The sequence below is a fragment of the Paenibacillus sp. 10L310 genome (genome assembly GCF_056395745.1).
Map to the genome: position 1 here is coordinate 1 of NZ_JBFTKC010000013.1, position 12604 is coordinate 12604.

The following is a 12604-nucleotide window of genomic DNA, read 5'->3' on the forward strand; positions in this document are numbered from 1 at the left end:
GGAACCAAATTACAGAGTATATGTTGTTTTACAACAAGGACCGTTTCCAAAACAAACTCGGCGACCTCTCCCCAATTGAATTCCGGGAAAAAGTCGCCGCTTAATGGAGTTTCTCTTTTTTTATTGTCTACTTGACGGGGCTATGACCAGCTACGATAGCCGGGAGTGCTCTTTTTATATGAATCGGCTCCATAAACAGTTTGGCGGGCCGCTTGAAAAGTGACTCCTTGTTAGGGTGGATCATCTCCAGCTACAGCATGTGTTAGTCTCGCCGGTGATCGTTGTGAATCTTTATTTATCTTCATTACCTTTGTGAGTAATTTATGACAAATTAACCATTTATACAAGTACGCCTTGTAATTTTACTTACCGGTAAATATAATTTATTAGAATTGACTCATAAGGATGGTGAAGCAGCTTGGATGTATGGATATACTCCGTACTTACTCTTGTTTATTTGATACTTGTTGTTTGGATGGCCGTCGATTTAACCCAGAGGAAGCAATGGCTCGCGTATTCCAGTTTTCAGCTATTTGTAGCATTCAGCTTGGCATATGACAATGGAATTATTGCTATAGGTAATTTGATAGGGGATGGGGAAGTGTTAATGGTCCTCAGTAGCCTTCGATTTTGGCTACATGCCTTTGCTACCCCTACCCTTATTCTTGTTGGCTACCATATCTTGCGCAGCTCAGGTGCCAAGTTTGCCAATAGAAGTATAACGAGTGTGGTGGCATGGCTGATAACTTTAGGTTTGGTTATCTACCAGATTGTAGGTTTTACTTTATCCGAGGTTAAAAATCTCAAGGTGATAGAAGAGTATGGAGTACTGAGATATATGGCAGAAGGTCATGGAGGTCCGCCGATGATGGTGATCATCGTGGGGATTGTTCTGTTATTTGTTAGCCTGGTCGTTCTTTTCAGACATAAATGGGTATGGCTGTTTGTTGGAACTGCCTTGTTGTTTGTAGGGCAGTTAATCTCCCTGCCAGTGGAAACCGGTACTTTAACCAATGTGTATGAGCTGATCCTCATCCTCTCGATTTGGAGAACGACTACATTTTTGATGGATTCAACAGATCATCGCCGTCGTTAAGCTCCAATGCATCAGAAAAGACTGGCCAGTAAGATAAAGGCCAGTCATCTGTGTTCGTTTATTTCATTTTTTTGTTCAAGTATCCATAGTATCTGATGAGGCAGACGCAGCACTTACCGATTCACGATAGATGATGTTGCCTTTCACATGTACACGGCCGAAACTGCGGTTTGGGTTGTCGACCTTTTTGAGCATGGACTGAACTGCCGTGCGTGCCATCTGTTCCACATCCACTTCGACGGTTGTGAGCTTGGGATCGGAGAGCGTGGCATAGATATCATTATCAAAACCAACAACAGAGCATTGGCCAGGCACCTGAATATCCATGGAAGTCAGTTTTTGAACGAGCAGATGAGCGACCTGATCACAGTTGCATACAAAAGCGGTTGGCAGCTGTTCCGGCAGATCAATCTCAATAAACGTACCCCGTTCATCCCGATCATTCAGAACCAGATCCGGATTCATCGGCAAGCGATGTTCCAGCAAGGATTTGTAGTACCCGAGGAATCGGTCCTGGATACTGCTCGTGGAATACAGGTTACCTACATAAGCAATGTTACGGTGGCCCTGCTGAACCAGATAGTTCGTCAGCTCATAGGCAGCGTAGAAGTTATCAGTAACGACGGAATCGATGTCCGAATGTTCATCGTAGAAGTCGAGAAACATTTTGGGAACTTCCATCGATCGCACCAGTTCAATATACTCTTTGCTGATCTGTCCGAGCACGATGAAACCATCGACCTTGTTATCGCTGTACAGCTTGGGCAGTGTTAATTCCTCCTCATCCTCCACATTCAGAATGTGCAGAATGCCGTAGTAGCCCTGTTCCTCCAGATGTTTGGTGATGCGCTGGAACACGCGTACATAGAACGACTGCGTAGGCCCGGTAAAACGCTCCGGGATAATTACGCCAATATTATGGGTTAAGCCTTCCTTCATGGAACGGGCAGCAGCATTATACCGATAGCCCATTTCAACAGCAAGCACTTTAATTTTTTCCTTTAATTCGCCACTCACGCCATCTTTATCATTCAATGCTTTCGAGACGGTCACACTGCTGACCCCGAGCCTGTCGGCGATATCCCGCATGGTGATATTGTTCTTCAGTATGGTCGCCTCCTTCAAGCCGGTATAGGCACAATGTGCTGTCATTATGATGAGTGTTTTCTCCGCACATAATAACAATCCATATCAGTATACATCGTTACCCACTTGGAATAAAGCCATTCTGGCTGTTGTTTCGCTAATTTTCAGCACATTGCAGGTTTCCCTGAGAGGACGCTCTACCGATGTTACGTTAATTGTTTCTGTAAAAGCTTCTCATTCTGTTCAATCAGCTGACCCCGCTGGCTGGCACAATCCAGGGAACGATATGGATCAGCCGGTGTATTAAACGTATAATCGACTAGTTTTTCCAGCGTCGTTGTTGCCACATGACAGCGGGTATCACTGGATGCGTAATAGATAAAGACCTCGTCATTTTCGTTGACTACAGCACCATTGCAGAAAATAACATTGGACACATCGCCTACACGCTCATCGTCATAAGGGGCAATGAAGTGGCCGCCCGGCTTGGCAATAATACGCGCCGGATCATTCAGATCGGTGGCAAAGGTGTATAACACATAACGCAGGCCTGCCGCGGTGTTCCGAACACCGTGAGCAATGTGAATCCAGCCACGATCCGTCTTAAGCGGAGCAGGGCCCTGACCGTTTTTGACCTCATATACCGTATGATATTGCCGTTCGTCGATAATTGTCTCTTCATGAATGACAGGGTTCAAGATATCCTCACACAGACCAAAGGCGATTCCGCCGCCGCTACCTGTGGAGATGAATCCGTCTTGTGGACGGGTGTAAAAGGCATACTTTCCATCCACGAATTCCGGGTGCAAAACGACATTGCGCTGTTGAGGGGAATTCGTTGTGATGTTGGGCAACCGTTCCCAGCTTATAAGATCCCGTGTACGAACCAGTCCTGCCTGTGCAACTGCGCTGGATGTATCAAATGCAGGAGCATCAGGGTCTTTGCGTTCCGAGCAATAGATGCCATAGATCCAGCCGTCTTCATGTTGAACAAGGCGCATATCATACTGATTGGTTTCATCCGCATCGATATCTTCCCAGACCAATGGTTTACCCGTGAAACGGAACCCGTCAATCCCATTGTCGCTCTCGGCGAGCGCAAAGATCGATTTGCGATCCAATCCTTCCGTACGAATAACCATGACGTATTTGCCATTGAAATAGATGGCTCCTGGATTCAGTGTTGCGTTAATGCCCAGGCGTTCCATGAAATGCGGGTTCGTCGTCTCATTCAGATCGAATCTCCAATGCAGTGGTACGTGATGGCGAGTGATTACCGGATATTGGTACCGGTCATATACGCCGTTGTAAAAGGAAGAATTGATCTCATTAGGGCGAGTAAGCAGCTGCTCCTGTTTCTCCAGTAACTCCTTGTATTTCGGGTGTATCATTCTGATCCCATCCTCTCCATTAGTTCAATACAGAATCTGCTATTGTGATACGGGCATTTCCACGGTCCAGCAATTTCGCTCTGATCCGGTGTACCGTTGCCGTCAACCGACCAGTACCATTCCCCACCAGCGCGCTGATCAATGATGTTTTCTTTTGTGTAGTCCCACAAGCGTTCCACTCTCTCCAGAAACAATGGATCACCTGTACGCTGATACGCGTTATAGAAACCGACCATCGCCTCGGCCTGAACCCACCAGATTCGCTTCTCATCGATATGTTCACCTTCTTGTTCATTGAGCAGGGAACCATCCGCATTCACGGCTACATTGGAAATGTTATAGGCGATATCTGTTACCATCGCCGCATACTCCAGATGTTGGTCCATCCCCAGAACTTTCAGTGCTTCGTCGATTAGCCAGCTGGCTTCAATGTCATGTCCGAACGAGCGCAGGTCAATGATGGATTCCCACTGTTTGTTGAAAAATACCCCGAGAAACTTGGTGTCTTGGTCATACACCCGTTCATACAGAATCCCGAGTAGGCGTTCCAGCGCCGCCTTCACTTGTTGATCCGGCCACACGCGATAGAGCGTGGTGTAGGCCTCCAGCACATGGATATGCGTATTCATTGTGTAATCCGCAATCACTCCATTTTCGCTCAGCATTTCATTAGGCTGTTCCTTCCATGTGCGATCAAATTGTTCCTTGTACGCAGGTAGTTCGGCATCCAAACCTTTGTCCTCGATTAGAGCAAAAAGCGTTTTCGCAAGTTCCAATGCAGAAGCATCCCCGGTAGCACGATAGTACTCACTGAGTGAATACACGCCGAATGATTGCGTATACACATGTTTGCTCGTATCCAGTGCTTCCCCTGTGTAATCTACCATCCAGTACATGCCGCCATATTCGGTATCCATCACATGGTCAACGAGAAAACGGTATGCATGTTCAGCATGCTCGCGCCATCTTTCGTTTCTGGTAATCCGATAGGCTGCTGCAAAAGACCATAGTTGCCGTGCCGTGGCGATCCCGCCTTTGGGGGCCTGCTGGTTAACCTGAAGATCATTGCCAACCCAGCCGTAGAATCCACCGTGGGTTGTATCTTTAAGGTTAGACCAGAAGGGTAAAATCTGCTTCTCCCAATGCTCCTTAATCTCAGATTGAAGTTCGGTTGTTTTTGTATTCATAAGTGAGCGCTCCTTCAACGTGTTACATAAATCTTAATATATAAATTGAACTAAAGAATATTTACACTGGCCACTCCGATGATAGAATAACCTTCCGATCGCTGTTATCCCCAGATTTTTTTGATTCCCTTTTTCAAAGGTGAAATTCCGGTGATAAAGGCGAAGCAGATGCTTCCGATGCAGCTTTCTTACAGAAAGCTTTTAGCTCCGCTTCTTCAGGTTCTTTCTGTCCTCTACGTTTCGTGTAAATGTTTAATCAATATATATAGTTAAGTTAACGGTAACTTTATTAAATAATATTAGTGCCCTGAAAAACAGATGTCAACGAATTAACTCGCAATTTTTCTTGTTAAGTTATAAATAATTTAATTGAAAGGTAAGCGTTACCATAATAGAATTCATTTTGTAACCTTAACGATAACTTAATTAACTTAAGAGAGGGGTCGAAACAATTGAAAAAAAACAAAGGTTGGATGATGTTGCTGACGATGCTGCTCATCACTTCACTACTTGCTGCATGTTCATCCGGAGGTGGATCTTCGCAGGCAGGGGAGGAGATCAGTACAGATCCGGCAGATATCAAAGGTGAAATAACTGTTCTGACACAACGGACAGATATTGTGGATACCGTGTTCAAAGACTATGCGGCTGAGTTCAACAAGGAATATCCCGATGTGAAAGTAAATTTCCAGGCACTGGCCGACTACGAAGGACAAGTGAAGATCCGTATGAGCACCAAGGATTACGGTGATGTACTGATGATCCCGACCAGTGTTCCGATCGCAGATATCCCGGACTTTTTCGAGCCGCTCGGCACGTACGATGAATTGAAAGACAAATACACCGCCATTGAAGAACGTATGGTGGATGGTCAGGTCTACGGCATCCCTACCGTGATCACGTTCTCCGGAATTATTTATAACAAACAGGTCTTCAAAGACGCAGGCATTATGGAAGTTCCAAAAACACCGGAGCAATTCCAGGCTGCGCTTCAACTGGTCAAAGACAATACAGATGCGGTTCCGCTCTACACCAACTATGCATCGGGCTGGGCTCTCACCCAATGGGAATCGGATCTGCCAACCGTTGCAGGCAGTGTGGATTACGTTAACGTGGACCAACCGAACACAGATGAGAACTTTGTGCCTGGTCAGCCGCATTATGAACTATATAAAGTGCTCTATGATGCAGCCAAGAACGGTCTAATCGAGAAAGATCCAACGACAACCGACTGGGAAAGCTCCAAAGCGGATCTCGCCAAAGGCAAGATTGCCACAATGGCACTGGGCTCTTGGGCCATCACACAGATTCAAGGCATGACGGATACACCGGATGACATCGGATTCCTTCCTTTTCCAACCAATGCAAGTGAGGTTGTGGTTCCGCTCTCCGCCGACTATAACATCGGCATGAACGTGAACAGTGAGAACAAACCTGCTGCCAAAGCTTGGATTGACTGGTTCCTGGCGAAATCGAACTATGCAGTTGAACAGGGCGGCGGTATGGATGCAGACAAAAACGCGGAATTACCACCAATTTTGGATCAATATAAAGATGTGAAATTCTCCACACTCACGCCTGCCAAAGAAGGTCAGGAAGGTCTGGTCGACAAGATTGATAACGAAGGCGAAATCGGTCTCTGGCAGCCTGACTTCAAGAAACGCATTATCGAAGCAGGTATTGGGAACCGCAAGGAATCGTATGACGACATCATGAAAGATCTGAACGACAAGTGGGTCAAAGCAAGAGCAGAACTCACAAAATAATTGGATTAACGTAAGTGGATCAGGTGATGAATGGACTGCGGGGATATAGGAAGCCATTTATGAATGGAGTATGGAGTATGTGGTATTTGAAAGGATGATACCCATACTCTTCCCCGGCAGTTATTCCGCAGGAATTCCATTGGACGGGAGTCTTTCGATATATAGGCGGGAAAACCGCTTGGAGGTGTGGAGAGCATGAAGTACTTAAAACTTTCGAATTGGGGCTACTCAGCGCAACGCATATTTATCATCTGTGCCTTCTCAATTATTCCGCTGGCGTTGCTGTTTACGTTTGCATACTTACCGGTCATCAACATGTTCAAATACAGTTTCACCGATTGGAACGGATACAGCAAAAGGTTTGATTATGTTGGCTTTGAGAACTATACGCGTATCTTCAGTGATCCCGAATACTTCAAAGTATTTATTGTCAGCTTGTACTACTTCGTGGCTACGTTCTTACAGATGGGCTTGGCGCTTTACTTTGCCACCATTCTGAGTTTCAAAGTTCGAGGCAAAAACTTCTTCAAAGGCATACTGTTTTTCCCTTATTTGCTGAATGGGGTAGCCATCGGTTTTATCTTCCTCTTTTTCTTCAAACCGGACGGTACACTCGATATGCTCATGCATGCTGTAGGGCTGGGACAATACACGCAGCTCTGGCTCGGTAATCCGAATATTATCAACGTGTCACTCGCAGGTGCATCAGTATGGAGATACATGGGCTTCAACTTTATCATTTTCCTGGGTGCAATCTCTTCCATTCCGAAGGATGTGTATGAAGCATCCGATATTGATGGCGCCAATCGCTGGCAGCAATTCCGCCACATCATCCTGCCAAGCATTACACGTATCCTGCAGCTCAACCTGATCTTGGCGATTAGCGGCGCAATTAGTGCGTTCGATATTCCATATATCATGACCGATGGTTCCAACGGCAGTATGACATTTGTAATCCAGACGGTTCATTTGGCGTTTAAATATGGCAAGCTGGGACTGGCATCCGCCATGGCTGTGGTGCTGCTCTTGATCGTTATTCTCGTTACGCTTGTGCAGCGCGTCACCATGAAAGGGGAGGAATAAACGTGACACAACTCAAATACACCCTTGCGAGCGTGGTTAAATATGCTTCCCTGGTTATTGCGGCGTTTATCGCGCTTTTGCCCATCGTGGTCATCCTGTTTGCATCTCTCAAAACCAATGCGGAATACGCTACCAGCAGCCCGCTTGCCCCGCCAGCCAACTGGCTGAACTTCGCGAACTATGCGAAGGCTTTTGTGGATGGCAACATGCTGGTTGGTTTCAAAAATACAATTATTATCCTGATCATCTCTATTATAGGAGCGACCTTAACGGGTTCCATGATCGCGTATGTACTGGATCGGTTCAAATTCAAGGGCAAGAAAATCATGGTCGCGGCATTCCTGCTCGCTACCCTGATTCCAAGTGTTACGACACAGGTCGCCACATTCCAGATCATCAATGCGCTCGACCTGTTTAACACACGCTGGGCGGCCATCGTGATGTATCTGGGTACAGATATCATCGCGGTTTATATCTTCCTGCAGTTCCTTGGCTCCATCTCAAGTGCACTGGATGAATCCGCCATGCTGGACGGCGCGTCGTACTTCACGATCTACTGGAAAATCATTCTGCCACTGCTGAAACCGGCCATTGTTACGGTCATTATCGTGAAGGGTGTGAACATCTATAATGACTTCTACACACCGTTCCTCTACATGCCAAAGACCGATCTACAGGTCATATCCACCGCCTTGTTCAAATTCAAGGGACCGTTCGGATCGCAGTGGGAGGTCATCAGCGCCGGTATCATGATCGCCATTATTCCAACGATGATCATCTTCCTTTTGTTACAGAAGTACATCTACAATGGCTTCGCGCAAGGCTCAGTTAAATAAAAAAACGAAAGGCTATATGAAATGCATATGAGAATACACAGGAACGAAGAGGACAGAAAAAAGCTGGAGAAACGGAGTGTTCGCATTTATAACCGGATTTTTCCCTTTTATAAGGGGATCAAAAAAAATCTGGGGATAACGGCGATCGGAAGGTTGTTCTGTCATCAAAGTGGTCTAGTGCAATTTTAAGTATTCATTTCATAAAGCCTAACCGAAGGGAGAATGAAAAATGTCAGTTGCTGAAACAAAAAACGTACACATTGTTGGGGATGCTTTGCTGAATATGCCGTGGGAGAACAAACCGGAGGGAACGGAAGGCCCGGTATGGAGACATTCGGCGAACCCGGTGGTTCCGCGTAATCCGGTCAAAGGCATTGCCCGCATTTTCAACAGTGCTGTTGTACCATATGAAGGAAAATTCATTGGTGTATTCCGCGCCGAAACCGTTAATGGACGTCCACACCTTCACATGGGCGCAAGCGAAGATGGTCTGGAGTGGACAATTGAAGAGGAACGCATTGCATTTGTAGATGAAAATGGCGATCCGTTTATGCCGAACTATGCGTACGATCCACGTTTGGTCAAAGTCGAGGACACGTATTACATCATCTGGTGTACAGACTTCTACGGCGCAGCACTGGGCCTGGCCAAAACAGATGACTTCAAAACATTTGTCCGCCTCGAAAATCCAATGCTGCCGTTTAACCGTAATGGCGTGTTATTCCCACGCAAAATCAACGATAACTATGTAATGTTGTCCAGACCAAGTGACAGTGGACACACGCCATTCGGGGACATTTTCCTGAGTGAAAGCCCGGATCTCGTGTATTGGGGCAAGCATCGTCATGTGATGAGCAAGGGCGGCCAAGGCTGGTGGCAATCGGTCAAAATTGGTGGCGGGCCTGCTCCGATCGAAACGTCCGAAGGCTGGCTGATGTTCTACCATGGCGTCACTGGGACCTGTAATGGTTTTGTCTATAGCATGGGGGCGGTCATTCTGGATCTGGATGAGCCATCCAAAGTAAAATATCGTTCCTCCAACTTTGTACTGACACCGGAAAAATGGTACGAAGAACAAGGCTTCGTTGATAACGTCATCTTCCCGTGTGCAACACTGCATGATGCCGAGACCGGACGTATCGCTATCTATTACGGCGCCGCCGACACGTATGTGGGCGTGGCGTACACGACCATCGAAGAGATCGTGAACTATGTGATCGAGACGGATGAAGTTATCGCCGGAGATCATGAAGAGGGCAAGCTGTAATGCATATGGATTATATTAAGGGATTTACATTTGGCTGGATGAGTGGCAAGGGTGACTTCCGCAAGCCAGAGGCCAAAGAATCCTTGCGCCTGATGGCTGAACGTACAGGCAGTTCTCATGTTATTTTTGCACTGGCGGCACATCAGGATCATCCGCAGGCGGTAGAGGTCAAGTATCGGGGTACACATCTGGTGGAAGATGATGAACTGGTGGACATGATTCGTTATGCCCGTACACTCGGGCTGCATGTCATTCTGAAACCAACCGTCAATTGTACCGATGGCACATGGCGTGCACACATTAACTTTTTTGATATCGACGTGCCGTGTGAGCCGAAGTGGAAGGATTGGTTCCGCAGTTACACAGCATTTCAGAAGCATTATGCAACGATTGCAGAGCAGGAAAAGTGTGAGATGTTCATCGTAGGCTGTGAGATGGTGCAATCCGAGCATCGGGATGAAGAGTGGCGCGAGGTGATCGCCGGTGTGCGTGAAGTGTACACAGGACTGGTGTCGTACAACACGGATAAATATCAGGAAGGTCATGTGAAATGGTGGGATGCCGTTGACGTCATCTCTTCCAGTGGTTATTATCCCATCGGAGATTGGGAGGCGCAACTGGATCGTATTGAACAGGTGATTGCTCCCTATGGCAAACCCTTTTTCTTTGCGGAAGCAGGTTGTCCCAGCCGCAGTGGATCAGCCCAGGTACCGAACGATTGGGGACTGGAAGGCGAAGTGAGCGCGGAGGAACAAGAGCATTTCTATGAGACCATGTTCCGGCATGTTAGTCAGCGTGACTGGGTACGCGGATTCGGTCTATGGGATTGGAGCGCACATCTGCATGCGGAGAAGGAGGCGCTGACCGATGATGGATATGGTGTTTACGGCAAGCCAGCGGAGCAGGTGATTCGTCGGTTCTATGAGGGCATCGCTGTAGACGTTTAAAATGAGAAACAAGAAGGCGTATGTGAAGATGGATTTCAGTGATATATCTCCATATGTACTTTCGTGATTTCCATGCTGTGAGCAATGAATAACAGATTATGGTGGAGCTTATTTTTTTAGTTGCAATTCACATTCATGTCAAGAAGCCTTTCCTCCCATAGGAAAGGTTTTTTGGCTATTTTAGTAACAACACATACCATGTCGAATTTTGTTGACAAAAGGAGGGCTCCTGCCTATTCTTAATGGATGAATATGATAATCATTATCATAAAATAGAGAAAAGGGGTTCAACATTCATGTCTGTACAACATCGCAAATCTTCGGCCCTCACGTTGGCAACTATGCTCTTGTTGTTATTCGTTATTGTGGGTTGCAGCAATACAGGAAGTGGAGATGAATCCTCATCTGCTGCTTCGGATCAAACATCTACGAAGTCGATTACGATGTCATGGCCACGTGATATCGGTACAATGAATCCGCACACGTACAATCCTTCGCAATTATTTGCCCAATCCATGCTCTATGAGCCACTGATCAGTTACCAGAAGGACGGAAAACTTGAACCTGCGCTGGCAGAATCATGGACCATCTCCGATGACGGCAAAGTATATACATTTAAGCTTCGCCAAGGTGTGAAATTCTCAGATGGTACGCCATTTAATGCTGAGATTGTGAAAAAGAATTTTGACGCTGTGATGAAAAATAAAGCTACACATAGCTGGCTGGGCATTGTAGGTGTGCTCGACAAGACAGAGGTTGTGGACGACCACACGTTCCGTATGACACTCACAGAGCCGTACTATCCTGTTCTTCAGGATTTGTCTGTGGTTCGTCCTTTCCGCTTCCTGGGTGAAGCCGGATTCCCGGATGACGGAGATACATCCCAAGGCATCAAAGAGCCAGTTGGAACGGGCCCGTGGATGCTGGCTGATTACAAGCAGGACGAATATGCTGTTTTCAAACGCAACCCGAATTATTGGGGAACCGCACCGAAGGTGGATCAGATTACGGTTAAGATCATCCCTGATGCAGAAACCCGCGTGCTTGCTTTTGAAAAAGGTGATCTCGACCTGATCTATGGTGAAGGTATGATCAGTCTGGATGCGTTCCAACAGCTTCGTGACAACGATAAATATGTGAGTCAGCTGTCTGATCCGGTAGGTACGCGAGATCTGCTGCTGAATTCCTCCAATCCGAAGCTGTCTGATCTCAGAGTGCGGATGGCGCTCCAGCAAGGATTTAACAAAAAAGCGATGGTGGAAGGCATCACTCTGGGTCTGGAAGAACCGGCAGATACGGCACTATCCAAAAACTACCCATACACCAATGTTGACCTGAAACCGATCGAATATAACGTGGAACAATCCAAAGCTTTATTGGATGAAGCGGGTTGGAAGATGCCTGCGAATGGTAGCGTTCGTGAGAAAGACGGACAACAGCTTGAATTCGAAATGATTTTTGACAAGACGGACCCGATTCAGAAAGCGATGGCTGAGACCATTCAGGCGGAATGGAGCGAGCTTGGGGTTAAGGTAAACCTCACTGGGCTAGAACTGACGGTACAGATCAAACGTTTGAAAGCCAATGATTTTGACCTGTATTTCTGGTACAACTATGGTGCTCCGTATGATCCACATTCCTTCATTAACGTTGTAGCGAGCCCTGGATTTGGTATCTCTGAGACGCTCAGTGCCTTGCCGATGAAAAAGGAACTGGACGAGCAGGTACATGCCGCACTATCATCAACAGATGAGACGAAACGTCAGGAGCTGTATGGCTCTATCCTGACAACACTCCAGGAACAATCGGCGATTGTCCCCATCTCGTATGTTAAGAAAACGGCGGTATATCAGAAGAAAATTTCCAACTTTATTTTCCCGGCGAACCGTGATGAGAATCCGTTTGTAGGCATTGAATTGGGCAACCAATAATGATCCATGTAGCT

11 protein-coding genes are annotated in these 12604 nt (G+C 46.7%); 8 read left to right on the forward strand and 3 right to left on the reverse strand.

Going from position 1 to position 12604, the window contains the following annotated elements; genetic code table 11:
- Positions 1 to 8 precede the first annotated feature (8 nt).
- Complete coding sequence (locus tag AC1DE7_RS22780) at positions 9 to 104, forward strand: IS3 family transposase (RefSeq protein WP_477535106.1); 96 nt, start codon at positions 9 to 11, stop codon at positions 102 to 104.
- 314 nt (positions 105 to 418) lie between these two features.
- The gene (locus AC1DE7_RS22785) at positions 419 to 1096 is read left to right on the forward strand and encodes a hypothetical protein (protein ID WP_047840865.1); all 678 of its coding nucleotides are present in this window, start codon (positions 419 to 421) and stop codon (positions 1094 to 1096) included.
- A gap of 75 nt (positions 1097 to 1171) precedes the next feature.
- Here AC1DE7_RS22785 and AC1DE7_RS22790 read toward each other — a convergent pair whose 3' ends face one another.
- The 3 genes from AC1DE7_RS22790 to AC1DE7_RS22800 all read right to left on the reverse strand — a co-directional run bounded on the left by AC1DE7_RS22790 (position 1172) and on the right by AC1DE7_RS22800 (position 4760).
- Positions 1172 to 2248 carry a substrate-binding domain-containing protein gene (locus AC1DE7_RS22790; protein ID WP_047840864.1) on the reverse strand — a complete coding sequence of 359 codons (1077 nt, stop codon included), beginning with the start codon at positions 2246 to 2248 and terminating at the stop codon, positions 1172 to 1174.
- 140 nt (positions 2249 to 2388) lie between these two features.
- Positions 2389 to 3573 (reverse strand): glycoside hydrolase family 130 protein, encoded by a 1185-nt coding sequence (locus AC1DE7_RS22795; protein ID WP_477535248.1) that lies wholly within the window; start codon positions 3571 to 3573, stop codon positions 2389 to 2391.
- Positions 3570 to 4760, reverse strand: coding sequence for an AGE family epimerase/isomerase (locus AC1DE7_RS22800; RefSeq protein WP_477535249.1), 1191 nt, complete (start codon positions 4758 to 4760; stop codon positions 3570 to 3572). The genes AC1DE7_RS22795 and AC1DE7_RS22800 overlap by 4 nt, the downstream gene beginning before the upstream one ends.
- Positions 4761 to 5212: 452 nt before the next feature.
- On the opposite strand from AC1DE7_RS22800, the gene AC1DE7_RS22805 reads away from it, so the two are divergent.
- From AC1DE7_RS22805 to nikA, 6 genes are all read left to right on the forward strand, one after another.
- Positions 5213 to 6526: an ABC transporter substrate-binding protein gene (locus AC1DE7_RS22805; protein ID WP_127551528.1), complete on the forward strand. Its 1314-nt coding sequence runs from the start codon at positions 5213 to 5215 to the stop codon at positions 6524 to 6526.
- A gap of 195 nt (positions 6527 to 6721) precedes the next feature.
- Positions 6722 to 7609 (forward strand): carbohydrate ABC transporter permease, encoded by an 888-nt coding sequence (locus AC1DE7_RS22810; protein WP_017691677.1) that lies wholly within the window; start codon positions 6722 to 6724, stop codon positions 7607 to 7609.
- 2 nt (positions 7610 to 7611) lie between these two features.
- Positions 7612 to 8445, forward strand: coding sequence for a carbohydrate ABC transporter permease (locus AC1DE7_RS22815; RefSeq protein ID WP_036671615.1), 834 nt, complete (start codon positions 7612 to 7614; stop codon positions 8443 to 8445).
- Positions 8446 to 8674: 229 nt separating this feature from the next.
- Complete coding sequence (locus AC1DE7_RS22820; RefSeq protein ID WP_076251869.1) at positions 8675 to 9712, forward strand: glycoside hydrolase family 130 protein; 1038 nt, start codon at positions 8675 to 8677, stop codon at positions 9710 to 9712.
- A gap of 5 nt (positions 9713 to 9717) precedes the next feature.
- A complete protein-coding gene (locus AC1DE7_RS22825) occupies positions 9718 to 10659 on the forward strand; it encodes a glycoside hydrolase family 113 (RefSeq protein WP_477535310.1) in 942 nt (313 codons plus the stop codon).
- 296 nt (positions 10660 to 10955) lie between these two features.
- Positions 10956 to 12590: a nickel ABC transporter substrate-binding protein gene (gene nikA, locus AC1DE7_RS22830; RefSeq protein WP_127551534.1), complete on the forward strand. Its 1635-nt coding sequence runs from the start codon at positions 10956 to 10958 to the stop codon at positions 12588 to 12590.
- Positions 12591 to 12604: the final 14 nt, after the last annotated feature.